Source organism: Piscinibacter lacus, from assembly GCF_016735685.1.
GTDB lineage: Bacteria > Pseudomonadota > Gammaproteobacteria > Burkholderiales > Burkholderiaceae_C > Aquariibacter > Aquariibacter lacus.
The window spans coordinates 1,311,910-1,334,933 of sequence record NZ_JAERRA010000001.1 but is presented as its reverse complement, the minus strand read 5'-3'; the positions used below and the strand labels follow the sequence as shown (position 1 = coordinate 1,334,933).

General features: G+C 74.5%; 22 protein-coding genes and 1 riboswitch. Of the genes, 15 read left to right on the top strand and 7 right to left on the bottom strand.

Annotated elements, in window-relative coordinates; genetic code table 11:
- The first annotated feature begins 23 nt into the window (after positions 1 to 23).
- From fliJ to fliR, 9 genes are all read left to right on the top strand, one after another.
- Positions 24 to 497 carry a flagellar export protein FliJ gene (fliJ, locus tag JI742_RS06155; RefSeq protein WP_201824776.1) on the top strand — a complete coding sequence of 158 codons (474 nt, stop codon included), beginning with the start codon at positions 24 to 26 and terminating at the stop codon, positions 495 to 497.
- A gap of 20 nt (positions 498 to 517) precedes the next feature.
- Positions 518 to 2,023 (top strand): flagellar hook-length control protein FliK, encoded by a 1,506-nt coding sequence (locus tag JI742_RS06150; protein ID WP_201824775.1) that lies wholly within the window; start codon positions 518 to 520, stop codon positions 2,021 to 2,023.
- Between the two features lie 173 nt (positions 2,024 to 2,196).
- Positions 2,197 to 2,805 carry a flagellar basal body-associated FliL family protein gene (locus JI742_RS06145; protein WP_201824774.1) on the top strand — a complete coding sequence of 203 codons (609 nt, stop codon included), beginning with the start codon at positions 2,197 to 2,199 and terminating at the stop codon, positions 2,803 to 2,805.
- A gap of 43 nt (positions 2,806 to 2,848) precedes the next feature.
- Positions 2,849 to 3,850 (top strand): flagellar motor switch protein FliM, encoded by a 1,002-nt coding sequence (gene fliM / locus JI742_RS06140; RefSeq protein WP_201824773.1) that lies wholly within the window; start codon positions 2,849 to 2,851, stop codon positions 3,848 to 3,850.
- Positions 3,843 to 4,286, top strand: coding sequence for a flagellar motor switch protein FliN (fliN, locus tag JI742_RS06135; protein WP_201824772.1), 444 nt, complete (start codon positions 3,843 to 3,845; stop codon positions 4,284 to 4,286). Before fliM ends, fliN begins: the two co-directional genes overlap by 8 nt.
- 6 nt (positions 4,287 to 4,292) lie before the next feature.
- Positions 4,293 to 4,643 carry a flagellar biosynthetic protein FliO gene (locus JI742_RS06130; RefSeq protein ID WP_201824771.1) on the top strand — a complete coding sequence of 117 codons (351 nt, stop codon included), beginning with the start codon at positions 4,293 to 4,295 and terminating at the stop codon, positions 4,641 to 4,643.
- Between the two features lie 29 nt (positions 4,644 to 4,672).
- Positions 4,673 to 5,425: a flagellar type III secretion system pore protein FliP gene (gene fliP, locus JI742_RS06125; protein WP_201826437.1), complete on the top strand. Its 753-nt coding sequence runs from the start codon at positions 4,673 to 4,675 to the stop codon at positions 5,423 to 5,425.
- 16 nt (positions 5,426 to 5,441) lie between these two features.
- Positions 5,442 to 5,711 carry a flagellar biosynthesis protein FliQ gene (gene fliQ, locus JI742_RS06120; RefSeq protein WP_201824770.1) on the top strand — a complete coding sequence of 90 codons (270 nt, stop codon included), beginning with the start codon at positions 5,442 to 5,444 and terminating at the stop codon, positions 5,709 to 5,711.
- 10 nt (positions 5,712 to 5,721) lie between these two features.
- Complete coding sequence (gene fliR, locus JI742_RS06115; RefSeq protein WP_201824768.1) at positions 5,722 to 6,483, top strand: flagellar biosynthetic protein FliR; 762 nt, start codon at positions 5,722 to 5,724, stop codon at positions 6,481 to 6,483.
- On the opposite strand, the gene JI742_RS06110 is transcribed toward fliR, so the two are convergent.
- On the bottom strand, positions 6,443 to 7,264 hold the full coding sequence (locus JI742_RS06110) for an alpha/beta fold hydrolase (RefSeq protein WP_201824765.1): 822 nt from the start codon (positions 7,262 to 7,264) through the stop codon (positions 6,443 to 6,445). The two genes, fliR and JI742_RS06110, sit on opposite strands and share 41 nt — an antisense overlap.
- Positions 7,265 to 7,308: 44 nt before the next feature.
- Complete coding sequence (locus JI742_RS06105) at positions 7,309 to 8,325, bottom strand: M14 family zinc carboxypeptidase (protein ID WP_201824763.1); 1,017 nt, start codon at positions 8,323 to 8,325, stop codon at positions 7,309 to 7,311.
- A 163-nt stretch (positions 8,326 to 8,488) separates the two neighbouring features.
- On the opposite strand from JI742_RS06105, the gene JI742_RS06100 reads away from it, so the two are divergent.
- Positions 8,489 to 8,659, top strand: a complete 171-nt coding sequence (locus JI742_RS06100) for a hypothetical protein (RefSeq protein WP_201824761.1) — start codon at positions 8,489 to 8,491, stop codon at positions 8,657 to 8,659.
- A 7-nt stretch (positions 8,660 to 8,666) separates the two neighbouring features.
- On the opposite strand, the gene JI742_RS06095 is transcribed toward JI742_RS06100, so the two are convergent.
- Positions 8,667 to 9,308 (bottom strand): TetR/AcrR family transcriptional regulator, encoded by a 642-nt coding sequence (locus JI742_RS06095; RefSeq protein ID WP_201824759.1) that lies wholly within the window; start codon positions 9,306 to 9,308, stop codon positions 8,667 to 8,669.
- A gap of 64 nt (positions 9,309 to 9,372) precedes the next feature.
- Between JI742_RS06095 and JI742_RS06090 the strand changes: the two genes are divergently transcribed.
- The 3 genes from JI742_RS06090 to JI742_RS06080 all read left to right on the top strand — a co-directional run bounded on the left by JI742_RS06090 (position 9,373) and on the right by JI742_RS06080 (position 15,202).
- On the top strand, positions 9,373 to 10,791 hold the full coding sequence (locus JI742_RS06090; RefSeq protein ID WP_201824758.1) for an efflux transporter outer membrane subunit: 1,419 nt from the start codon (positions 9,373 to 9,375) through the stop codon (positions 10,789 to 10,791).
- Positions 10,792 to 10,877: 86 nt separating this feature from the next.
- Positions 10,878 to 11,996, top strand: coding sequence for an efflux RND transporter periplasmic adaptor subunit (locus JI742_RS06085; RefSeq protein ID WP_201824757.1), 1,119 nt, complete (start codon positions 10,878 to 10,880; stop codon positions 11,994 to 11,996).
- Entirely contained in the window at positions 11,993 to 15,202 is a 3,210-nt protein-coding gene (locus JI742_RS06080; RefSeq protein WP_350309634.1) for an efflux RND transporter permease subunit, read from the top strand. Before JI742_RS06085 ends, JI742_RS06080 begins: the two co-directional genes overlap by 4 nt.
- A gap of 81 nt (positions 15,203 to 15,283) precedes the next feature.
- Here the strand turns inward: JI742_RS06080 and JI742_RS06075 are convergent, their stop codons facing one another.
- Genes JI742_RS06075 through JI742_RS06065 form a run of 3 tightly spaced genes read right to left on the bottom strand, consistent with a single transcriptional unit; the run spans position 15,284 to position 20,172 of the window.
- Positions 15,284 to 16,312: a cobalamin-binding protein gene (locus JI742_RS06075; RefSeq protein WP_201824756.1), complete on the bottom strand. Its 1,029-nt coding sequence runs from the start codon at positions 16,310 to 16,312 to the stop codon at positions 15,284 to 15,286.
- A 58-nt stretch (positions 16,313 to 16,370) separates the two neighbouring features.
- Complete coding sequence (locus tag JI742_RS06070) at positions 16,371 to 18,350, bottom strand: iron chelate uptake ABC transporter family permease subunit (RefSeq protein ID WP_236676807.1); 1,980 nt, start codon at positions 18,348 to 18,350, stop codon at positions 16,371 to 16,373.
- Entirely contained in the window at positions 18,334 to 20,172 is a 1,839-nt protein-coding gene (locus tag JI742_RS06065) for a TonB-dependent receptor plug domain-containing protein (protein ID WP_201824754.1), read from the bottom strand. The genes JI742_RS06070 and JI742_RS06065 overlap by 17 nt, the downstream gene beginning before the upstream one ends.
- 93 nt (positions 20,173 to 20,265) lie before the next feature.
- Positions 20,266 to 20,485: riboswitch (cobalamin riboswitch) on the bottom strand.
- A 284-nt stretch (positions 20,486 to 20,769) separates the two neighbouring features.
- Here JI742_RS06065 and JI742_RS06060 point away from each other — a divergent pair.
- Together JI742_RS06060 and JI742_RS06055 are read left to right on the top strand one after the other, a co-directional pair.
- A complete protein-coding gene (locus JI742_RS06060) occupies positions 20,770 to 21,372 on the top strand; it encodes a cysteine hydrolase family protein (RefSeq protein ID WP_201824753.1) in 603 nt (200 codons plus the stop codon).
- Between the two features lie 119 nt (positions 21,373 to 21,491).
- Positions 21,492 to 22,055, top strand: coding sequence for a hypothetical protein (locus JI742_RS06055; RefSeq protein ID WP_201824751.1), 564 nt, complete (start codon positions 21,492 to 21,494; stop codon positions 22,053 to 22,055).
- Between the two features lie 24 nt (positions 22,056 to 22,079).
- Here JI742_RS06055 and JI742_RS06050 read toward each other — a convergent pair whose 3' ends face one another.
- A complete protein-coding gene (locus tag JI742_RS06050) occupies positions 22,080 to 22,997 on the bottom strand; it encodes a hypothetical protein (protein ID WP_201824749.1) in 918 nt (305 codons plus the stop codon).
- Between the last annotated feature and the right edge of the window lie 27 nt (positions 22,998 to 23,024).

Here is a 23,024-nt window from a genome sequence, read left to right as displayed (position 1 = left end):
TCGCCCGCCGCCCTGGAGCCGCCATGCCCGCCCGCCCCGATGCCCTCGACACCCTCGCCGCCCGGCTGCGCGAGGAGCGCGACCAGGCCCTGGCCCAGCTTCGCCGGGCCGAGCAGCAACTGCAGGGCGCGCTGCGCCAGTCCGAGCAGCTCGACGGCTTTCGCGGCGACACGCTCAAGCGCTTCGGCGCGGCCGAGGGCCAGGCCACCTCGCCCGACCAGCTTCGCCACCTGCACCACTTCGTCGGCCGGGTCGACGAGGCCCTGGTGCAGCAGCAGGGCGCGATCGAGCAGGCGCGCAAGCGCTGCGAGCGCAGCCGCGCCCTGCTGGTGGGCCTGGAGCTGCGGCTGGCCTCGGTCGACAAGCTGCTCGAACGCCGCGCGCAGCAGGCGGCCGACATCCAGCTCCGTCGCGAGCAGAAGCAGAGCGACGAATTCGCCAGCCGCAGCGCCTGGAACCGCCTGCAGGGCGACGGCGCCGCGCCGGGCCTGCACTGAGAAGACGGGACCAGGTCAGCATGAGCGCGATCTCCAGCATCCCCCCGACCGGCCCGGCCGCAGGCCGTATGGCCCGAGGCTCAGGCCCTGAGCCTGCCGCCCCGGCCGGTCCGGGTTTCGGCCCCTGGCTGGGCCAGGCCCGCGGCGAGCTTGCCGAGGCCCAGGCCCGGCTTCGCCAAGGTGAAGCCCGGCAGGAAGACCGCCAGCGCGAGGACCGCCAGGACGAGGCCCGGCAGATCGAGGCCCGCTCGCTCGACAGCCGCCGGATGGAGGCCCGCCAGCAAGCTGCCCGGTCCGGCCCGGCGGGCGGCGCGGCCGGGGCGGCGTCGGCCCTGCCGCCTGCCGACGCCGTGAACGCTGCACAGGCCGGAGCGAACGAGGCTGCGACACGGTCCGAAGCCGCCGACCCGGCCCGCCTGCGGGAGAGGCCGGACACGGCGCAGGCATCGGCGAGCAAGCCGGGCCTGCCCTCCGCAAGCACCGCCCGAGCGGCGCGGACTGCCGACGAAGCCACGATCCCCGACGCGCCTCCGGGCGAGGCCGATGCCGATGCGGAAACCGCGTCCGCAAGCGCAAGGGCTGCCGATGGCTCGCCCGGCAGCCTGCCGCCGCCACCCGCGCCTGAAAGCCGCCCGCCCGGCACACCCGCTGCCGCCGAAGGCCTGCAAGCCCGGGCCGCGGCAGTAGCGGGCGGCGCGGTGGCTGCCTCCGGCAGCGATGCAAGTGCATCCGGCCCGGCGAACCGGAGCGTGTCCTCCAAGCCCTCTGCCTCCCTTGCGGACCCTGCGACCCCGCAAGCCGCCCAAGGCACGGACCTGCTGCCACCCCCGCCCGGGGACCCGGCCCGATCGACCCCGCCGCAAGCCCCGGCCGGCGCCGCACACCCGGATGCCCTGCCCCAGCTTGCGGACCGCTCCGGCCCGGGCGCGCGCGAAGCGGAGAACCCCCCCACGGACCGCCCGAGCAGCGAAGCCGGAGCCCAGGCCAGCGCGCCCGCAGCCCGGCCGGCCGAGCCCGCCCTGGCCGCCGGCTTCGCGCCCTCGGCCACCGCAGCCGGCGCCCCGCCCACGGGCAGCGAGCCCGTTCCGGCCCTGCGCCTGAGCGTGCCGCCCGAGGCGGTCGATTTCGGCCGGGCCCTGGCCCTGCAGATGCAGACCTGGGTCGACCAGGGCGTGCAGGAAGCCCGCCTGCACCTGCTGCCCGAGGGCCTGGGCAGCGTGGCGGTGCGCATCGTGCTGGACGGCAGCCTGGCGCAGATCGACTTCCATGCCGCCCAGGCCGCCACCCGCGAGGCCCTGGAGGCCAGCCTGCCCGCGCTGGCCGCGGGCTTGCAGGCCGGCGGCCTGACGCTGAGCGGCGGGGGCGTCTTCGACGGCCGCGAAGCCCCGCCGCCGCCCGAGGCGGGCGCCCCGGGGCGCCGCCGCGCGCTGGCCGGCACGCTGGCCGCGCCGGACGCGCCCGGCCCCGCGCCCCTCGCCGCCCGGGCCTGGGACGGCCGGCCCGGCGGGCTCGATCTCTACGCCTGAAGCGCCCTTCGCGGCGCACTGCGGGCGTGCGGAAAGCCGCGTTTTCCAGCGCCTTATCGGCCCTTGGATCGGGGGGGTGGCTCCGAATAATGGCCTCATGACGGACCGCCGTCGCAGCCCTGCCGGAGGCGGGGGCCGGCGGACCGCAAGCCGACCCGCAAGGAGCCCCCCCGATGTCCGCAGCCGCCGCCACCGCCGACGCGGCCACCCCGCCCGCCAAGAAGGGCAAGAAGAAGCTCTTCCTGATCCTGGGCCTGGTGCTCGTGCTGCTGCTGGGCGGCGGGGCTGCGGCCTTCTTCCTGCTCAAGCCCCAGGCCGAGCCCGAGCTGGACGAGTACGGCGAGCCCATCGAGCAGGCCGAGCCGGCCCATCCGGCCAAGAAGGCCGAGGCCGGCGTGCCGCCCACCTTCTTGCCGCTGGACCCCTTCGTCGTGAACCTGGCCGACCGCGAGAGCGAGCGCTACGCCCAGATCGGCATCACGCTGCAAGTGGACGATGCCAAGGTGGCCGAGCAGCTCAAGACCTACATGCCGGCCATCCGCAACGGCGTGATCATGATCCTGGCCCACAAGACCGCCGACGAGCTGCTGAGCCGCGAAGGCAAGGAGAAGCTGGCCGCCGAGATCCGCCGCGAATCGGTGCGGCCGCTGGGCATCGAGATCGAGGACGAGGAGGACGAGGCTGCCGAGTCCGACCCGCCGCCCAAGAAGCGCAAGAAGCGCAAGCCGGCCGTGCATGTGCCGGTCGAGCAAGTCCACTTCTCCAGCTTCATCATCCAGTGAGCCTCCCCCGCCCGCCCGCCGGACCCGCCGCGAGAACGCCGAGATGAACCAGCAGATCCTGTCGCAGGACGAAGTCGATGCGCTGCTGCAGGGCATCACCGGCGAAAGCCAGAAGCTCGATGCCACGCCCGAGCAAACCGGTGGCATCCGCGACTACAACATCGCGAGCCAGGAGCGCATCGTCCGCGGGCGCATGCCGACGATGGAGATCGTCAACGAGCGCTTCTCGCGCAACATCCGCATCGGCCTGTTCAACATGATCCGGCGCACGCCGGAGGTGGCGGTGGGCGCGATCAAGGTGCAGAAGTACAGCGCCTTCCTGCGCGAGATCGTCGTGCCGACGAACTTCAACATCGTCAGCGTGCGACCGCTGCGCGGCAGCGGGCTCATCGTCTGCGACCCGACCCTGGTCTTCGCGGTGATCGATGCGCTGTTCGGCGGCGCGGGCAAGTTCCACGCACGCATCGAGGGCCGCGACTTCTCGCCCACCGAGCTGCGGGTGATCGCCCGGCTGGTCGATGTGATCACCACCGAGTACCGCAAGGCGTGGCAGGGCGTGTACCCGATCGAGCTGGAATACCAGCGCTCGGAGATGCAGCCGCAGTTCGCCAATGTGGCCGCGCCCAGCGAGATCGTGGTGTCGACCTCCTTCACGCTGGAGGTGGGCGACACGACCGGGATGATCCATTTCTGCATTCCCTACGCTACGCTGGAGCCGATCCGCGACACGCTCTATTCGACCGTGCAGGGCGACAGCTCCGAGCACGACCGCCGCTGGGTCAAGCTGCTGACGCACGAGATCCAGGCGGCCGAGGTCGAGCTGGTCGTCGAGCTGGCCCAGGCCCCGGCGACGGTGGAGCAGTTGCTGGCGATGAAGCCCGGCGACTTCATCGAGCTGGACCTCGGCCCGCATGTCGAGGCCAAGGTCGACGGCGTGCCCGTCTTCCAGGGCAGCTACGGCACGAGCCGCGGCAAGTACGCGCTGAAGATCGATCAACTCATGACCGGCCAGGCCCTGAGCTGGCTTGGAGACCCCCATGGCTGACGCCCCCCCCGACACCGGCGCCGAACAGGACGCGATGGCCGCCGAATGGGCCGCCGCGCTGGAACAGCAGGCCCCCGCCCGGCCGCCCCAGCCGCAGGAGCTGGTGCAGGCCGAGTCGGTGGCGCCCGCGCCCTTCGCCAGCTTCACGCCGCAGGGCGTGGCGGCGGCTGGGCACGACATCAACATGATCCTGGACATCCCGGTGCAGCTCACCGTGGAGCTGGGCCGCACCCGCATCCCGATCAAGCACATCCTGCAACTGGCCCAGGGCTCGGTGGTCGAGCTTGATGCCCTGGCCGGCGAGCCGATGGACGTGCTGGTCAACGGCTACCTGATCGCCCAGGGCGAGGTGGTCGTCGTCAATGACAAGTTCGGCATCCGGCTGACCGACATCGTCACGCCGAGCGAACGCATGCGCCGCCTGAGCCGCGGTTGAAACGCCATGGACCTGTCCTCGATGCCTTCCGCGCTGCTGGGTTTTGCCCTGACGGTGCTCGCCATCCCGCTGCTGCTGTGGCTGCTCAAGCGCTCGCCGCTGGGGGCGCAACTGGGGGCCACGGCGGCCCGGGCCTGGCCCGTGCCGGCGCGGCTGATCAGCCGCCTGCCGGTGGGGCCGCAGCAGCAGGTGCTGACGCTGGAAGTCGGCCAGGGCGAGGAGCGCCGCTGGCTCATCGTTGGCGTGACCCCCCAGGGCATGCAGACCCTGCACACCCTCAGCCGCCCGCCGGCCGAGGCGGTGGCCCCGCCGCCGCCGCCCAAGGCCCCGGTGATCCGGCTGCATCCGCGTCGCTGAAAGCCGGAGATCCCATGCCTGTCGATGCGATGCGCTGTCTGCGCAGGGGCGCCCTCGCCCTGGGCTTGGCCTGCGTGGCGGGCCTGGCTGCGGCCCAGGATACGGCCGGCCCCGGCCTGCCGCTGATCATCGGCCAGTCGGCCGGGGGCAGCAGCTACTCGGTGCCGGTGCAGACCTTGCTGTTCTTCACCGCCCTCGGCTTCCTGCCGGCCCTGCTGCTGATGATGACGGGCTTCACCCGCATCGTCATCGTGCTGAGCCTGCTGCGCCAGGCCCTGGGCACGCCCTCGGCGCCGCCCAACCAGGTGCTGATCGGCCTGAGCCTCTTCCTGACCCTGTTCGTGATGGGCCCGACGGTCGACAAGGTCTACAGCGAGGCCTGGCAGCCCTATGCCGCGCAGCAGATCGGCTTCGAGGAAGCGATCGACCGGGCCCAGGGCCCCATGCGCAGCTTCATGCTCAAGCAGACGCGGCAGAGCGACCTGGCCCTCTTCGGCCGCCTGGCCAAGCTGCCCGAGGACCTCAAGCCCGAGGACGCGCCCTTCCGCGTGCTGGTGCCGGCCTTCGTCACCAGCGAGCTGAAAAGCGCCTTCCAGATCGGCTTCCTGATCTTCATTCCCTTCCTGGTCATCGACATGATCGTGGCCAGCGTGCTGATGAGCCTGGGCATGATGATGCTGAGCCCCGTGATGGTGGCCCTGCCCTTCAAGCTGATGCTCTTCGTGCTGGCCGACGGCTGGAACCTGCTGCTGGGTTCGCTGGCCGCCTCCTTCGCCACCTGAACCGCGAGACCGGGCCATGGACCCCCAGCAAGTCATCACTTTCGGCCAGCAGGGCCTGCTGCTGCTGCTGACCCTGGCCGCGCCGCTGCTGCTGACCGTGCTGGCCGTGGGCCTGGTCATCAGCATCGTGCAGGCGGCCACGCAGTTGCACGAGGCCACCCTGTCCTTCGTGCCCAAGCTGGTCGCGGCCTGTGCGGTGCTGGCCCTGGCCGGGCCGTGGATGCTGAGCAGCCTGGTCGAGTACCTGCAGCGCATGCTGCAGGCCATCCCCGGCGTGGTCGGCTGAGGCCCCGGCCTTGATCTCGATCGGCGAGGCCCAGCTCGCGGCCTGGATCGGCCCCATCCTGTGGCCCTTCCTGCGCATGCTGGCGCTGTTCGCCAGCGCGCCGGTGATCGGCGTGAAGGCCGTGCCGATGCGGCTGAAGATCGGCCTGGCCTTCCTGGTGGCCCTGGCCGCGCAGGCCACGCTGCCGGCCAGCGCGGCCATACCGCTCGATGGTGCGGCGGCGCTGGAGGCGGTGGTGCAGAACGTACTGGTCGGCGTGACGATCGGCCTGGCCGCACGCATCGTCTTCGCCGCGCTGGAATACGCGGGCGAGCTGGTCGGCCTGCAGATGGGCCTGAACTTCGCGGCCTTCTTCGACCCGATGAGCGGCAGCCAGTCCACCGCCGTCAGCCGCTTCTACGGCACGCTGGCGGCCTGGATCTTCATCACCGTGCACGGCCACCTGATGCTGAGCGCGGCGGTGATCGACAGCTTCCAGCTCTTCCCGGCCACGGGCTCGCCGATGGCGGTGCTGCAGCAGCTTCAGCCGCAGGCCTGGGGGGCGGAGGTCTTCCGCCTCGGCCTGTGGATCGCCCTGCCCATCCTGGGCATGCTGCTCTTCGTCAACCTGGCCCTGGGCGTGGTGGCGCGGGTCGCGCAGCAGCTCAATGTCTTCGCGATCGGCTTTCCCATCACCCTGGGCGTGGGCCTGATCGGCATGGCGCTCACGCTGCCGCTGATGGAGGCGCCCTTCACGATGGCGCTGGAGAAGGCGCTGGCCGTGTTCCGCTGAGCGGGTCGGGCGCGGCCGTGGCCGCGGTCTCGCGGGCCAGCCAGTCGGCCAGCTCGGCGCCGGCATCCAGGCTCAGGTCGTGGCCGGCCTGCGGCAGGCGCAGCAGGGGCAGGCCCCAGGCGGCAGCCAGGGCTTCCGAGCAGGCGGGGCTCACCAGGCGATCCTGCAGACCGCAGGCAATTCGGATGGGCTTGGGCGCGGGCGAGCCGGCCGCGGCCCGCGTCGGCCAGGGCGGCGCCAGGGCATGGAAGCGGGCCGCCGCGAACAACTGCCGGGCCACGGTGAGGCGGCGCATAGGGTGGCGGCGGGCCAGCGCCGCCCAGGCCTGCGGCAGCACCGGGTCGCCGGCATGGCGGGCGCTGGTCCAGGCCAGGATCGTCGCCTCGCGGGCCGACAGGTCGCCGGTCGGCCCCAGCAGGTGCCGCAGCAGCATGGGCCAGGCGGCAGGGCGCAGGCGCTGCGTCGGGCCGGCATGGGGCCGCAGGCTGGTGTTGAGCAGGGTGAGGCTGGCCAGCTCCTCCGGATGGCGGCGCGCCCAGGCCGTCGCCACCATGCCGCCCAGGGACAGGCCTAGCAGATGCAGCGGCCCCAGGCCGGGCGGCAGGGCCGCGCGCAGCGCGGCGGTCAGGGCCTCGATCGAGGCCGGGCCCGGCTCGCGATGGCGCAGGCCGGTGCCAGGCAGGTCGGGCGTCAGCACCCGGCTGCCGGGCAGGGCCTGACGCAGGCGCTCGGGAAAGTCGCCCCAGTGGCCGGATTCGCGCGCCAGGCCGCGCAGCAGCACCCAGCAGGGTGCGGGCGCAGGGCTTGTCGGGGATCCCGCCCGGCTCATGCCGCGTACCAGCGCGCCAGGGCCAGGGCGCGCTCCTGCTCGCGGGCCGCGCCCTGCGGGCACCATGCGGCATGCGACTGGGTGGCCCGCGCGAGGAAATCGAACAGGCCCAGATGCCGCCGCAGCACCCGCTGCTGACGGTGGGCGATCATGGGATTGAAGAGCCCGTCGCGGCGGAAGAGCTGGCGCGGGTTCTTGCGCACCCACAGCCAGGATCCCATCTCCAGCGTCAGCGGCAGGAAGCTGCCGGGCGGCCGCCCGGCGGCGCGCAGCAGCAGGTGGTCCCACAGGTCGCCATGCGCCAGGTACTGGCGGCTTTGCGGCTCCAGCACATAGCGGTGGTGGGGATGGCTCTGCGCCAGGATGCGGCCCAGGGCATGCACCTCGGGCAGCGGCGCCATGGGCTCGGGCGTGTGGGCATGGGGAAACCACAGCCGGTCGCGCGAGCCGAAGCCGGAATGGCAGTCCAGCGCCAGGGCGAAGGGCCGCGAAAGCAGCTCGGCCTCGACCAGTTCGCACAGGGCGGCGCTCTCCACCTCCATCGCCGCGCCGGCCGCGCCGCGGTACCAGGGCAGGCCCGGGCTGAAGCGCTGGCCGCCGACGAGAAAGGGCACCGGCCCCTGGGCCTCGACCGGGGCATTGCGCATCAGGTCCACGCCGCGCGGATTGGCCCGGGTGCCGCGCCGCAGCCCGCCCGGATTCACAAGGGGCATGAAGACGAGTTGCAGGTGGTCGAGCTGGTGCTGCAAGCCCCGGTCCCAGCCCAGGCGGGCGACGAGGCTGTGCAGGTAGGCGATGACGGCTTCGGCGCCGATGCGCTCCAGGCCGTGCACGCCGCCGAAGAAGCCCAGGGCCGGCAGGCCCGGGTCGGGATTGCCCAGCAGGATGGCATGCAGGGGCAGGCGCTCGCCGCCGTCGTCGACCCAGCCCAGCAAGCGGTGGCGGGCGGCGCCGCCCGCTGCGGCCAGCAGCTCCTCAAGGCGCAGCAGCGCGGCAGGCGATGGGGCAGGCAAGCGGGGACTCGTGGGGCAGGCGACGGCGGAAGCCGACCAGCGTAATCGCCCGACCCCGGCCGGCGTGTGACCGAACGATGACAAGGACGGGCCTTGCCGCCGCCGCGCCCCGCGCGCAGGCACCTGTCACGGATGCGTCACGGCCGCCGACGAGCATCGCGGCATGTCCAAGCCCCTGCCCCCTTCCCTCCTGGCCCCCCCGCGCACCCGTGCGCCGCGACGTGCCCGCATCCAGCCGGCGGCGCTGGCGGGGGCGGTGGTCTGGGGCCTGATGGAGGTGCTGGCGCTCTGGCGCAACCGCAGCCCGCGCGGCCGGGCCCGGCGCATGCGCTGAAGCGGGCTCAGCGCGCCTGGGGCGCGTGGGCGCGCAGGAACATCGCCACATTCGCCTCGACCGTCGCCTCGTCGGCACGGGCCGCAGGCAGCGGCAGGCCGAGCAGGGCCGCGCAGTGGTCGCGGCCGAGGAAGAGCGCATAGAACTGGTCGGCCGCGCGCGCCGCATCGGGCACGCTCAGGCTGCCGGCCGCATGCAGGGCGCGCAGGGCCTCGGCAAGCTGGTCGGTCAGGCGGCGCGGGCCCTGGGCGAAGAAGCTCGCGCAGGCCCCGGGATGCTGGCCGGCCGCGGCATACAGGGCGCGATGCATGCCGATCACGCCGGGGTCGCGCATCAGGCTCAGGAAGCTGCGGCCCAGGTGGCGCAGCAGCCGGGCCGGGTCCTGCAGATCGGTGGGCGGCAGGCGGTCGAAGGCGAAGACGGCGTCGATGCGCGCGGCGATGCAGGCCTCGAACAACTGCTCCTTGCTCGGGAAGTAGCTGTAGATCGTCATCTTCGACACGCCCGAGCTGGCGGCCACCGCCTCCATGCTGGTGCCGGCGAAGCCCTCGCGCTGGAAGTGCTCGGCCGCGGCTTCGAGCACGCGGCGCTGGCGCTCCGGGTCGCGCGGGCGACCCCGCTTGACCGGGGGGGCCGGGTCGATTTCCATTACTTGACCGTACAGTAAATCATGGATAGATTACTGTACCAGCAAGTCCAGTGAAGCCGAGCCCATGCCCTCCCTGCCGACCTTCCGCCGCCTTTCCCCCCTGCTGCTGGCCCTGATGCTCGCGGCCTGCGCGGCGCCGCGGCCCGAGGCGCTGGCGCCCCCGGCCCCGGAGGGCGGCTTCCGCCACGGTCCGGCTGCCGCCTTCAGCGAGGGGCCGTGGTGGCGCGACTTCGGCGACCCCGCCCTGGCCGCCCTGGTCGAAAGCGCAGTGGGCGGCAACCTCGACGTGCGCATCGCCCTGGCCCGTGTGCAGCAGGCCCGCGCCGGCCGCAGCGCCCAGGCCAGCCGCCTGCTGCCGGGGCTGGATGCGCAGGCCTCGGTGTCCGACGAACGCAGCGGCCTGCCCGAGGCCTTCAAGCGCGGCCAGCCCGATGTGCGCGCCCTGCGCCTGGGCCTGGACAGCGGCTGGGAGCTGGACCTCTTCGGCGGCGTGCGCGCGGCCGTGCAGGCCGCCGAGCTGGATGCGCAGGCCGCCGCCCTGGGGGTGGACGGTGCGCGCCTGCTGGTCGCGGGCGAAACCGCCCGGCACTACCTGCTGTGGCGCGGCGCGCGCGAGCAACTGGCCCTGCTCGATGCCCTGCACGACAAGCTGGCCGAGGCCGAGGCCCTGCAAGCGCGCCGCCAAGCCGCCGGCGAAGGCAGCGCCCTGGCCCTGCGCCGTGCCGAGGACGAACGCCTGGACCTCGACGCGCAGCGCCCGCCGCTGCGCACGCTGATCGCTGCCAGCGAAGCCCGCCTGGCCGTGCTGGCCGGCCGCTCGCCCAGCCAGCCCCTGCCCGAGCTGGCCGGCGCCGGCACGCAGCCCTTGCAAGGGCCGCAGCCCGGGCCGGGCCTGCCCTCCGAACTGCTGCTGCGCCGCCCCGATCTGCAAGCCGCCGAACGCCAGTGGCGCGCCGCCGGCGCGCGCCGCACCGAGGCCGAGGCGCAGCGCTGGCCGCGGCTCTTCCTGAGCGCGCTCTTCGGCGGCCAGGACCTGACGGTCAACGGCGCCGGCCTGGCGCCGCTGCGCTTCAGCAGCGTGGCCCTGGCCTTCCGCCTGCCGATCTTCGACGGCGGCCGGCGCGAGGCCGGCATCGCCCAGGCCGATGCCCGCGCGGCCGAGGCCGAACTGGCCCTGCGCGCCGCCGTGCTGCGCGCGCTGGAGGAGGTCGAAACCAGCCTCGTCGTCCGCCAGCAGGACGCCCTGGCGCGCCGCAGCCAGGAAGCCCGCCTGAGCAGCCGCCAGGCCCAGCGCGGCCATGCCCAGGCCCTGTGGCAGGCCGGCCAGACCGGCCGCCTGCCGCTGCTGGAGGCCGAGCGCGGCGTGCTCGCGGCCGAGCTGGCGCTCAGCGAGCTGCGCCACCGCGAGGCCCAGCACACGGTGCAGCTCATCCTGGCCCTGGGCGGCGGCTGGCCGGCGCCGGCAGCCGCCGCAGGGCGCTGAGGCGGGCTGCCCGACCCGCATCCGACACCGGCCCGGCGCCCGCGCCCGCCCGAAATCCCCAACGCCTTCCTCACCCGGAGCCCCCCATGCCCTCCGTCCCCCAGCCCCGCCCGGCCGCCTGGCTGGCCCTGAGCGCCCTGCTCCTGGCCGCTTGCAGCGCCGAAGCCCCACCCGCCAGCCGCCCGCAGCCGGTCTTCGTCAGCCCCGTGCAGGCGGCCGACGGCAGCGAGCAGCGCCGCTTCAGCGCCGTGCTGCGGCCGCGGGTGGAAAGCGAGCTGGGCTTCCGCGCCGCTGGCCAGTTGCGCCTGCGCGCGGTCGAGCTCGGCCAGCGCGTGCGCGCCGGCCAGGTGCTGGCCGAGCTGGACCCGATCGACCTGCAACGCGCCGTGCAGGCCGCCGAGCAGGCCCTGCGCGCCGCCGAGGTCGAGCAGCGCCAGGCCGAGGCCGATGCCGAGCGCTTCGCCGGCCTGGCCCGCGACGGCGCCATCGGCCAGGCCGATGCCGAGCGCCAGCGCAGCCGGGCCGAGGCCGCCGCCGCCCAGGCCCGCCGCGCGCAGGAGGCCCTGCAACTGGAGCAGCAGCGCCTGGGCTACAGCCGGCTGCTGGCACCCTTCGACGGCGTGGTCACCGCGCTGCGTGCCGAGCAGGCTCAGGTTCTGAGCCTCGGCCAGCCGGTGCTGGCCCTGGCCCGTGAAGGGACGACCGAGCTGCAAGCCGACCTGCCCGAATCGCTGCCCGGCGGCCCCGCCGCCTGGCAGGCCCGGCTGCTGGCCGACGGCCAGCAGCCGTTGCCGCTGACGCTGCGCGAGCAATCGCCGGTCGCCTCGGCCCAGGGCCGCACCCTGCGCGTGCGCTACGCCCTGCCGGCCCGCGAGGCGGCCCAGCGCCCTGCCCTGGGCCTGGGCCGCAGCGTCGAGCTGCTGCTGGAACGTGGCGGCACGGCGGCCGAGGCGGGCAGCGTGCGCATCCCCGTCAGCGCGCTGCTCCAGGACGGCGCGGGCGCCAAGGTCTGGCAGGTGGTCGAGACTGCGGCCTCGGCCTCGGCGCCGGCCGTCGCGCGCCTGCAAGCCCGGCCGGTCGAGGTGCTGGCGCATGAGGGCGAGACCCTGCGCGTGCGCGGCTTGCAGCCGGGCGAGCGCATCGTCAGCGTCGGCGCGCAGAAGCTCGATGCCGGCCTGGCCGTGGCCCCGAGGAGCCGGCCGTGAGCACAGGCCCGCAGACCCCGCCCGAGGCGCCGGTGCCCGCCGCCGGCCATGCCGCCGCCCCCGCCGCCCCCGCCGCCCCCGCCACGCTCGCAACGCCCGCCACGCCCGAGCGCTTCAACCTCTCGGCCTGGGCCGTGGCCCATCCGGCCCTCGTGCTCTTCATGATCCTGGCGACGCTGATCGCCGGGGTCTTCAGCTTCCAGCGCCTGGGCCGGCTGGAGGATCCGAACTTCAATGTCCCGGCCATGACCCTGGTCGTCGCCTGGCCGGGCGCCAGTGCCGAGACCCTTCGCGGCCAGGTGCTCAACCGCATGGAGCGCGAGCTGCAAGAGCTGGACGGCGTCGACCGCATCCAGAGCTTCGCGCGCCAGGGCTTCGGCGGCATGACGCTGTGGATGGACGGCGGCACGCCCAAGGCCGAGCTGGAAGCCGCCTGGTACCAGGCGCGCAAGAAGATCGGCGATGTGCGCCACGAGTTTCCCGAGGGCGTGCGCGGCCCCTTCTACAACGACGAATACACCGACGTCTACGCGATGCTGGTGGCCCTGCGCGCGCCCGAGCTGACCCTGCCCGAGCAGGGCCGCGTGGCCGAGGAGATCAAGCGCCGCCTGCGCGCGGTGCCCGGCGTGGCCAAGGTCGACATCCTGGGCCGGCAGGCGGAGAAGGTCTTCGTCGAGTTCTCGACCCGCAAGCTCGCCGCGCTGGGCCTGACGCCGCAGCCCATCCTGGACGCGCTGGCGCGGCAGAACGCGCTGGCCCCGGCCGGCGCGGCCGAGCAGGGGCCGGACCGCGTCTTCGTGCGCGTCGGCGGCGCGCTGCGCGATGCCGCCGACGTGGCCGCCCTGCCCATCGAGGTGCGCGGCCCCGAGGGCCCGCGCACCCTGCGGCTCGATGCCCTGGCCACGGTGCGCCGCGGCACCGAGGACCCGGCCAGCTTCAGCATCCGCCGCCAGGGCGAGCCGGTGCTGGCGATCGGCGTGACCATGGTCCGCGAGGGCAACATCCTCGCGCTCGGCCACGCGCTCGATGCACGGCTGGCGACGCTGCAGCGCGAGCTGCCGGCCGGCGTGACGCTGGAGAAGTACGCCGACCAGCCCCAGGTCGTCGACGCCTCGGTGTGGGAGTTCGAACGCGCCTTCCTCGAAGCCCTGGCCATCGTGCTGGCGGTCAGCTTCGTCTTCCTCGGCTGGCGCACCGGCATCGTGGTCGCGGCCTCGGTGCCGCTGGTGCTGGGCCTGGTGGCCATCGTCATGCACGCCCTGGGCTGGGCGCTGGACCGCATCTCGCTCGGCGCGCTGATCATCGCCCTGGGCCTGCTGGTCGACGACGCGATCATCGCCGTCGAGATGATGGTGGTGAAGATCGAGGAAGGTTGGGACCGCGTGCGCGCCGCCAGCTTCGCCTGGACCTCGACCGCCTTCCCCATGCTGACCGGCACCCTGGTGACCGTGGCCGGCTTCATGCCGGTGGGCTTCGCACGCTCGATCTCGGGCGAGTACGCGGGCGGCATCTTCTGGGTGGTGGGCCTGGCGCTGATCGCGAGCTGGTTCGTCGCCGTCGTCTTCACGCCCTACCTGGGCGTGAAGCTGCTGCCGCGCCGCATCGGCAGCGGCCATGCCGGGGCCGACCCGCACGACAAGCCGGTCTACCGCGCGCTGCGCCGCGTCGTCGAGCGGGCGGTCGCGCATCGCGGCAAGGTGCTGCTGGGCACGCTGCTGGCCTTCGTGCTGGCCGCGGCCGGCATGGGCCGGGTGCAGCAGCAGTTCTTCCCGACCGCCTCGCGGCCCGAGCTGCTGGTCGAGCTGCGACTGCGCGAGGGCAGCAGCTTCGCCGCCACCGAAGCCGCGGTGAAGCGCATGGAGACGGTGCTGGCCGCCGACCCGCAGATCCAGGGCTACACCGCCTACGTCGGCGCGGGCTCGCCGCGCTTCTTCCTCTCGCTCGCGCCCGAGCTGCCCAACCCGGGCTATGCCCAGTTCGTGATCCAGACCGCCGGCCTGGCCGAGCGCGAGGCCGTGCGCGGCCGCCTGCGCGCCCTGCTCGATGCCGACGAGGCCTTCCCCGAGCTGCGCGGCCGGGTGCTGCGGCTGGAGTTCGGCCCGCCGGTCGGCTTTCCGGTGCAGTTCCGCGTGATCGGCCCCGAACCCGACACCCTGCGCCGCATCGCCGCCGAGGTTCGCGACCAGATGCGCGCCAGCCCGCTGCTGCGCGATGTGCAGCTCGACTGGAACGAGCAGGTCCGCAGCGTGCAGGTGCAGCCCGATGCGGCCCGCCTGCGCGAACACGGCCTGGCCAGCGCCGACGTGGCCGGCGTGCTGCAGGCCGTGCTCTCGGGCGCACCGGCCACCGCGATCCGCAGCGGCGAGGACCTGGTCGAGGTGCTGGTGCGCGCCAGCCCCGACGAGCGCAGCGCGATCGAGCGGCTGGGCGACGTGCAGCTCTTCGGCCGCGACGGCCGCGCCCTGCCGCTGTCGGAACTGGCGACGATCACGCCGGGCTTCGAGGAGCCGGTGATCTGGACCCGCAACCGCGAGCCCGTGCTGACCGTGCGCGCCGACGTGGTCGACGGCGTGCAGGCCCCCTCGGCCACCGCGGCCGTCTGGCCCACGCTGCAGCCGCTGGTGCAGCGGCTGCCGGCCGGCTACCGCCTGGAGATCGGCGGCGCGAGCGAGGAGAGCGACAAGTCCAACCGCGCGCTCTTCGCCGTCTTCCCGCTGATGTTCCTGGTCACCCTGGGCGTGCTGATGGTGCAGCTGCAGAGCTTCCTGCGGGTCGGCATCGTCTTCCTCACCGCGCCGCTGGGCCTGATCGGCGTGGTGCCGGCGCTGCTGGCCTTCCAGGCGCCCTTCGGCTTCGTTGCGCTGCTGGGCGTGATCGCGCTGGGCGGCATGATCATGCGCAATGCCGTGATCCTGGTCGACCAGATCGACCACGACATCGCGGCCGGCGCGGCCCGCTGGACCGCCGTGGTCGATGCCAGCGTGCGGCGCGCGCGGCCGGTGGTGCTGACCGCCGCCGCCGCCATCCTGGCCATGATCCCGCTGAGCCGCAGCGTGTTCTGGGGGCCGATGGCGATCGCGATCATGGGCGGCCTGGTGGTGGCCACGGCGCTGAGCCTGATCGTGGTGCCGGCGCTCTATGCGGCCTGCTTCCGCGTGCGGCCGGAGCCACAGCCGGCGCCTGGGCCCGCGGCGGCTGCGGCCTGAGCAGCGCGGCAACGCGCGGCGTGGCGTGCTGCGCCCGGCCCCGCTTCGGTCAGGCGCAGCGGCCGGGCGGATCGCCGAGCTTCAGCGGCCGACGCGGCGGGCGCGCACGGCCTCCATCGCCGCGCAGATCGGCCCGACGGTGTCGAGCATGCGCGGCGTCGGCTGCCCCAGCTCGCCGCCGTCCAGGCGCAGCAGCTGGCCCCGGGCGACGGCCCGCAGGCCGGGCCAGGCGCGCCAGGGCGCCAGCGGATCGGGCAGGCCGGGCTCGGCGGTCGCGATCATCAGCTCGGGGTCTTCGCGCAGCACGGCCTCCAGGCCCAGCTGGGGCACCACCGGGCGCAGGCCGGCGAAGACATTGACGCCGCCGCACAGACCGATCAATTCGTCGATCAGGTGCCGGCCGCTGACCGTCAGCAGCGGCTGGTGCCAGACCTGGAAGAAGACCCGCACCGGCGGCTTGCCCGCCGCCGCCGCGCGCAGCGCCGCCAGCCGGGCACGCAGGGCGGCCCCGGCCGCCTCGGCCTGCGGGGCGCAGCCGGCCAGGCGGCCGATGCGCTCGATGCTGTGGGCGATGTCGGCCAGGCGGCGCGGATGGTCGTGGAAGACCGGCAGGCCCAGCGCATCGAGGCGGGCGAGCTGGCGCTCGGGCGTGCCGCCGTCCCAGGCCAGGACCAGGTCGGGCTGCAGGGCCAGGATGCGTTCCAGGTCCAGGCCGTTGCTGTCGCCGATGCGCGGCAGGCGGCGGGCGGCGGCCGGATGCTCGCTGTAGGCGCTGACGCCGACCAGGCGCTCGCCGGCCCCGGCCGCGAAAGCCAGCTCGGCCAGATGCGGCGCGATGCTGACGATGCGCCGCGCCGGCCGCGGCAGGCGCAGGCGCAGGCCGCGGTCGTCGATCACCTCGACCGGGCCGGCGGGGGCGGCCGCGGCGGCGACGCCCCCGCCGGACGCCGTTTCCTCCCGCGCACGCGCACCGGCTCCGGCCGCCGGTGCAACACCGGGCGCAGGACCCGGTGCGGCGGCCCGTCCGGCACCGGCCCAGGCCAGGCCGGCCAGGGCCGCCACGCCACCCAGCAGGCGGCGGCGCGCGGCAGGATCGGGACCGGGCTTCATCGCCGGGCGGCCCGCGGGCCGCAGGGGGCGGGGGCAGCGGGGCGCGGCATGCCGCCTCTCACGCCGGCACGAAGACCGGCCCCTGCGGCGTGGCCAGCAGGCGCAGGGGATGGCCGTAGAGGGCCGACAGGGTCTCGGCCCGCAGCACCTCCTCGGCCGGGCCGGCCTGCCAGCGGCCATCGGGCGCCAGCAGCAGGGCATGGCTGGCCCAGCGGGCGGCCTGGCTGGGGTCGTGGAAGCTGGCCATCAGGCTGCGGCCGGCGTCGGCGCGCTCGCGCAGCAGGTCCAGCAGGCGCTGCTGCTGGGGCAGGTCGAGGGCAGCCAGCGGCTCGTCGAGCAGCCAGAGCAGCGGATCCTGCGCCAGCAGGCCGGCCAGCGCCACGCGCTGGCGCTCGCCGCCCGAGAGCTCGTCGAGGCGCCGCCCGGCCAGCGCGGCCAGGCCCAGGCGCTGCAGCGCAGCGGCCGTGGCAGCCCAGTCCGCAGGGGTGTCGCGCACGGCCGCGTCGCGGTGCGGATGGCGGCCGAGCAGCACCGCTTCGTCGACCCGCAGGCCAGCCGGCACCAGGGGCTGCTGCGGCAGCAGGCCGCGCAGGCAGGCGGCCTCGCGCAGCGGCCAGTCGGCCAGCGGCCGGCCGGCCAGTTCAAGCTGACCGGCCTGCGGCGGACGCAGGCCGGCCAGGGCCTGCAGCAGGGTGGTCTTGCCGGCGCCGTTGGGGCCGAGCAGGGCCCAGCGCTCGCCGGGGCGCAAGCTCAGGTCCAGGCCGCGCAGCAGCGGCCGGCCGGGGTGACCGAGGTCGAGCGCGCGGGCCTGCAAGCGAGGGGTGGCGGCAGCGTCGACAACCTCGACGGCCTCGACGGCTTCAGCGGATTCAAAGGATTCACCGGCTTCAACGGCTTCGAAAGTGCCGTGCGCGAGGTACTCCTTGCCGGCAGACCCGGGGTCCACAGCCTCCGCCGCAGGCGGGGCCGGCTCGTCCGCGGGGGCCGCGCCCGAGGGCCGGCCCTCGCCACGCATCAGCAGCAGCAGGAAGAGCGGCACGCCCAGCAGCGAGAGCAGCGCGCCGACCGGCAGTTGGGCGGGCGCCAGCAGGCTGCGCGCCAGGGTGTCGGCCAGCACGACGACGCTGCCGCCGGCCAGGGCGCAGGCCGGCAGCAGGCGGCGCGGGTCGGCGCCCAGCAGCAGGCGCAGGCCGTGCGGCACCAGCAGGCCGACGAAGCCGAGCGCGCCGGCCGTCGTCACGGCCACCGCCGTGCAGGCCGCGCCGAGCAGGCAGAGCGCCAGCCGCAGCTTGCGCACCGGCACGCCCAGCGACTGCGCGCGGGCATCGCCCAGCAGCATGACCTTGAGCGGCGCACCGAGCGCGGTGGCCGCCGCGGTCGCCAGGGCCAGCACGGCCAGGGCCGGCGCCCAGGGCTCGGCGCCGGAGAGTTCGCCGATCAGCCAGAACAGCATGCCGCGCAGCCGCGCCTCGGGCGCCAGCGCGAGGCTGAGGGTGATCAGGGCCTGCCAGCCGGCGGCGAGCAGCACGCCGCTGAGCAGCAGGCGCGAGGGTGCCTCGGCCGCCTCGCCCAGGCCCAGGCCACGCAGGCCCTGGCGGCCGATCAGCAGCAGGAGCAGCAGGGAGAGCGCCGCCCCGCCCCAGGCCGACACGCCCAGGGCCAGACCGCCCAGGCCATAGCCCAGGGCCAGCACCGCGCCCAGCGAGGCGCCGCCCGAGACGCCCAGCACATAGGGATCGGCCAGCGGATTGCGCAGCAGCAACTGCATCAGCGCGCCGGCCAGGGCCAGCAGGCCGCCGACCGCGAAGCCGGCCAGCACGCGCGGCAGGCGCAGGCGTTCGACGATGGCCTGGGTCAGCGCGGCCTCCGGGCCCTCGCCGGCCCAGCCCAGGGCCTGCGGCAGGGCGCCGGCCTCGCAGCCGGCGCTGCCGCAGGACAGGCCCAGCAGCAGGCTCAGGCCGACGAGCCCGGCCAGCGCCAGGCCGGCGGCCCGGGCGCGGCCGGGCCGCCGGCCCGCCGGCTCAGGGGCGCCACTCAAGGCCGACATGCAGCTCGCGACCGGCCGAGGGGTAGCTCAGCACGGTCTGGTAGCGCTCGTCCGCCGCATTCAGCATGCGGCCGGTCAGCCAGAGCGCCGGGGCCAGCCTCCAGGCGCCGCTCAGGTTGAGCAGGGTGTGGCGTTCCAGGGTGACGCGGGCGGCGGGGAAGCTGCCGAAGTCCAGGTCGCTGCGGCTGCCGCCGTGCACGAGCTGGGCGTTGACGCGCCACTGCGTGGTGTCGCGGCCGATCTCGACGCTGCCGAAGTGGCGGGCACGGCGGATCAGGGTCTCGCCCAGGTCGTCCTCGGGGCGCTGGAAAGTGGCGCTGGCGCGCAGGCGCCAGCCGGCCCAGTCGGTGCTGCCGCTGAGCTCCAGGCCCTCGACCTCGGCCCGCGCGATGTTGGTCGCGGGGAAGCCGGCGATCAGGTCGCGGTAGCGGGTGCGGAAGAGCGCGAGCCGGCCCAGGCTGGACCCGGCCGCGGCCTGCAAGCCCAGCTCGACGCTGCGCGCCTTCTCGGGCTTGAGGTCGGGGTTGCTGAAGCCGGGAAAGTAGAGCTGGTTGAAAGTCGGCACGTTGAAGGCATTGGACACGCTGCTGATCAGCTTGAAGGTCTCGTCGAGCTGCCAGCCGGCGGCCAGCAGGCCGGTGCTGGCGCTGCCGACATCGGAATGGTCGTCGTGCCGCAGCGCGGCCTGCCACTGGGTCGGGCCCAGGCTGGCTGAATAGGCCAGGGCCAGATGGTCGGTGTCGCGGCGCTGGGTGGCGTAGCCGGTCGTGCTCTTGACCTTCTGCCGCGCGGTGCCGAAGGAGACGGCGGCCTGGCCGGGGCCGAGCGCGATCTCGTGGCGCCACTCGATCTGGTGGCCCTCGGTGTCGAAGCGGGTCTCGGCCACGCCGCGGCTCACATCGCGAGACTGCTCCTCGAAGGCGGCCAGGCTGAGCTTGGCGCGCCAGCCGGGCGTGAAGCGCGCATCCCAGTCGAGCGCGAGATTGCGCAGCGCGGTGTCGAGCAGGTTGACCCGGTCGGTGGGGGCGAAGGCGTTGTCGTACTGCACGCGGCCGTCCTGCAGCAGCAGGCGGGCGGCCAGGCGATGGCGGGCATCGAGCTGGTGGCTGAGGCTGGCGTTCAGGCCGAGGTTGCGGAAACCGTCGTCGTCGGGGTTCACGCCCGGGGCCTGGCGCGGGTCGATGGCGGTCTCGCCGTCGGTGCGGAAGTGCGAGAGGCCCAGGCTGTAGCGGGTGGCCCCGCCTTCGCCCAGGCTGCCGCCGACGCCGGCCGAGATGCGCCGGCTGGCACGGCTGCCGACCTCGACCAGGGCATGGGGCTGGGTGCCGAGGCGGCCCTGCTTGGTGAAGACCTGGATCACGCCGCCGACGGCATTCGCGCCGTAGAGGGCCGAGACATTGCCGCGGACGATCTCGACCCGCTCGATCTGGTCGAGCGGGATCTGCTCGATCGCCGCGCTGCCCAGGGTCAGCGAGCCGACGCGCACGCCGTCGACGAGCAGCAGCGACTGGTTGCGCGCCGCACCGCGCAGGAAGACGGTGCTGACCGCGCCGTGGCCGCCGTTCTGGGCGACCTCGAAACCGGCCAGGCCGCGCAGCAGACCAGGCAGGTCGGTCTGGCCGCTGGCGCGGATCTCGGCTTCGCCGAGCACGGTGGTGTGGGGCAGCGCCTCGGTGATGCGCTGCTCGAAGCCGCTGGCGCTGACGACGACGGGTTCGAGCGGGGTGGCGCCCTGGGCGAGCGCGAGGGTCGGGACGAGCAGGGCAAGGGTGCCTGCGGTGCCCAGGGTGGCCGGAGCCTTGGAGAAGGTCATGGTGGGACGGAAACAGAGGTTCGGACCTGGATCCCCGCAGGTCGATGGGCCTTGGACGCGGCCGCCGCGCACCCGGGTGGGGGGGCGGGCCGCATCGTCGATCCCTCAGGCCGGTCTCCGGGCTGGCAAGTCTTGATGGGCCGTCTTCCCACGGTGCAGGCACCGCAGTGACAGACCGGCCTCACGGCCGATCGGGGCCCACCCGCACTTGCTTACCGTTGCGGGGGCAGCACAGGTTGGCGGCATGGCCGCGCCCTGTTTCCCGTTTCACCCGCGCGCGCTGCGCGCCGCGGACACCTGGGGATGGTTTGTGCCGTGCGCCTTGCGCCGGACGAGGACTCCTGCATCGAAAAGCCGAGGGCCGGCCGGGCGCCGGGGGCGCCACGAACCGGGAGAAACCCGATCATGCCAGTGGGATGCTGCACAGCGCGTGGCCGCCTCACGACAGCTCACCCAGGCACGTCACTTCATAGGGGATGGCGCGGGCTAGGCCCCGGGCCGCGGCTGCCCTCGAATCGCGGAGCACGCTCCGACCGCGCCCGGTCCCGCGGGCCCGGCCGGCCCCTGCCCGTTCCCCCCTTTGCTGGAAGCCCCTTCATGAGCACTCCCTCCCCTGCCCTGCGCGATCTCGTCGGCCTCGGTCAGACCCCCTGCCGCCTCTCGGAAGCCGCCCTCATCCTGATCGACTGCCAGAACACCTACCGCGAGGGCCTGATGCAGCTCGAAGGCGTCGAGCTGGCGCTGCAGGAAGCCCAGCGGCTGCTGGCGCGGGCCCGCGCAGCCGGCGTGCCGGTGATCCACATCCAGCACGACGCCGGACCCGGCACGCCCTATGACATCCGCGCCGAGATCGGGGCGATCGCCGAGCCGGTCGCGCCGATCGCGGGCGAGCCGGTGATCGTCAAGCACTACCCGAACAGCTTCGTCGGCACCGACCTCGACGAGCGCCTGAAGGCCCTGGGTGTGAAGCAGCTGGTGCTGGCCGGCTTCATGACCCACATGTGCGTGAACTCGACCGCGCACGGCGCCTTCAACCTCGGCTACGCGCCGACCATCGTCGCCAGCGCCACCGCCACCCGGGCACTGACCGGCGCCCAGGGCAAGGTGGTGGCGGCGGCGCAGGTGCACGATGCGGCGCTGGCCGCCACGCGCGACCTCTACGCCGCCATCGCCGACACCCCCGCGGCACTGCCGGACTGAGACCTGCGCCGCAGGCCAATGGCCTGCGGCCGACTGCGCGGCGCGCGCAGGAGCCGCAGACCCCGTAACGTCGCGCCGGGGTGCCGAAACCCGAATCCAGCCAGCCCGGGGATCTCGCGATGGACGCTGCGTTTCTGAGTCAGTTGATGATGGTGGCCGCCGCGCTCAGCGGCTTGCCGAACGGCGGGGGCACGCAGGCGCTGCCGCAGGTCGAGCAGCTGCCCCTGCGGCAGCTGCACGAGCGCGTCTGCCCCGAACGGCCCGCCGACTGCGCCGGCATGCTGGCCCACCATGATCCCGCCCGCGAGCTGATCTTGCTGGCCGACACGCTGGCGCTGGACACCGCGGTGGGCCGCTCCTTCTTGCTGCATGAGCTCGTCCATGCGCTGGAAGACCAGGCCGGCAAGACACCGCGGGCCGAGGACTGCGAGGCGGTGCTCGTCTCCGAGCGGCGCGCCTACCGCGCGCAGGACGCCTACCTGCGCGAAGCCGGTCGCCCCGAGCGCTTCGGCGACCGCATGGAGCTGCTGGCCTGCCAATCCCGCCAGAGCGGCGGGGTCGCGCACATGGAACCCTCGCTGCACACCCCCGGCGGGGAGTGGCTGATGCTGCAGCGCTTCATGGAAGATCTGGCCACCGAGGAGGCCCGCAAGCCCGGCGCCGCCCGGCCTGCCGCGCGCTGAGCCCCGCCCCCCGGGCAGGCCGGCTCAGGCCGGCTCGAAGACCGCGGGCAGTTCGCGGCGCAGGCAGGCCGCCACATCCACATGGGCCGGCCAGCGCCGGTTCAGGTGATGCCAGGCGCCGGGCAGGCGCTGGAAGGGCAGGTCGAGCCGGGAGTTCAGGCCGCCGAAGCTGTCGAGCGCGCCGAGGAACTGGTGGCGGTGGCGGTAGACCGGCGGCAGGTCGCAGACGGCGCCGAAGGTGACGACATGCAGGCGCTCGAACAGCGGCGACTCGCGACCCTGGCGGCGCAGCGCATCGGCATGGCTTTCCAGGGCATGGTCGATCATCAGGCAGCCCTTGCTGTGGCCGACCAGCAGGCGCAGCCGCGGCGGCGCGGCCGCAAGCAGGCGGCCCAGGGCATCCAGGTCGGCCAGCGGCGTGGCCGGCTTCGCCCGCGCGCCGACCCGGCCGCCCGGCGTGGCCGGCGCCGGGGCCGGCGTGGCGCGGGCCTCCAGGCGGCGGCTCATTTCGCGCAGGCCGTGGCGGAAGCGGTCGGTGGCGCCGTAGAAGAACCAGCCGCCCAGGGCCTCGCTGAGCAGGTCGGACGCGCCATAGCCGCTGACCAGGCCGGCCACCTCGATGCCGTAGGCATCGGCCACATTGCGCGCGAGCGCGGCGGTGCCCAGGGCCGAGCTGCCGACGCCGGCCACGACGAGCGCCTGAACGGTCTCGCCCTCGGCGGCCAGGAAGTGCGCGATGTCGGGATGGTGGCGGGTGCGCTGGGTGCTGCCGCCCGGCGGCACGACGATCAGCGCGCCCTCCTCGTCGGCCCCGGGGCCGACGCTGGCCTGCTCCTCGGGCGTGAGCGCGCCGATGTCGTAGAACAGCGCATCCAGCCCGGCATTGCGGGTCTTGAAGGCGGGCGCCAGGCCGGCGACGAGCTGGGTGTCGAGGGTGCTCATGGGCCTCTCCAGGCGGATGCGGGGACG

What these genes read in the sequence shown, in the direction of transcription:
- fliJ (WP_201824776.1), top strand. Translation starts at nt 24, where the DNA reads ATGCCCGCCCGCCCCGATGCCCTCGACACCCTCGCCGCCCGGCTGCGC.
- JI742_RS06150 (WP_201824775.1), top strand. Translation starts at nt 518, where the DNA reads ATGAGCGCGATCTCCAGCATCCCCCCGACCGGCCCGGCCGCAGGCCGT.
- JI742_RS06145 (WP_201824774.1), top strand. Translation starts at nt 2,197, where the DNA reads ATGTCCGCAGCCGCCGCCACCGCCGACGCGGCCACCCCGCCCGCCAAG.
- fliM (WP_201824773.1), top strand. Translation starts at nt 2,849, where the DNA reads ATGAACCAGCAGATCCTGTCGCAGGACGAAGTCGATGCGCTGCTGCAG.
- fliN (WP_201824772.1), top strand. Translation starts at nt 3,843, where the DNA reads ATGGCTGACGCCCCCCCCGACACCGGCGCCGAACAGGACGCGATGGCC.
- JI742_RS06130 (WP_201824771.1), top strand. Translation starts at nt 4,293, where the DNA reads ATGGACCTGTCCTCGATGCCTTCCGCGCTGCTGGGTTTTGCCCTGACG.
- fliP (WP_201826437.1), top strand. Translation starts at nt 4,673, where the DNA reads ATGCGCTGTCTGCGCAGGGGCGCCCTCGCCCTGGGCTTGGCCTGCGTG.
- fliQ (WP_201824770.1), top strand. Translation starts at nt 5,442, where the DNA reads ATGGACCCCCAGCAAGTCATCACTTTCGGCCAGCAGGGCCTGCTGCTG.
- JI742_RS06100 (WP_201824761.1), top strand. Translation starts at nt 8,489, where the DNA reads ATGTCCAAGCCCCTGCCCCCTTCCCTCCTGGCCCCCCCGCGCACCCGT.
- JI742_RS06095 (WP_201824759.1), bottom strand. Translation starts at nt 9,308, where the DNA reads ATGGAAATCGACCCGGCCCCCCCGGTCAAGCGGGGTCGCCCGCGCGAC.
- JI742_RS06090 (WP_201824758.1), top strand. Translation starts at nt 9,373, where the DNA reads ATGCCCTCCCTGCCGACCTTCCGCCGCCTTTCCCCCCTGCTGCTGGCC.
- JI742_RS06085 (WP_201824757.1), top strand. Translation starts at nt 10,878, where the DNA reads ATGCCCTCCGTCCCCCAGCCCCGCCCGGCCGCCTGGCTGGCCCTGAGC.
- JI742_RS06075 (WP_201824756.1), bottom strand. Translation starts at nt 16,312, where the DNA reads ATGAAGCCCGGTCCCGATCCTGCCGCGCGCCGCCGCCTGCTGGGTGGC.
- JI742_RS06065 (WP_201824754.1), bottom strand. Translation starts at nt 20,172, where the DNA reads ATGACCTTCTCCAAGGCTCCGGCCACCCTGGGCACCGCAGGCACCCTT.
- JI742_RS06060 (WP_201824753.1), top strand. Translation starts at nt 20,770, where the DNA reads ATGAGCACTCCCTCCCCTGCCCTGCGCGATCTCGTCGGCCTCGGTCAG.
- JI742_RS06055 (WP_201824751.1), top strand. Translation starts at nt 21,492, where the DNA reads ATGGACGCTGCGTTTCTGAGTCAGTTGATGATGGTGGCCGCCGCGCTC.
- JI742_RS06050 (WP_201824749.1), bottom strand. Translation starts at nt 22,997, where the DNA reads ATGAGCACCCTCGACACCCAGCTCGTCGCCGGCCTGGCGCCCGCCTTC.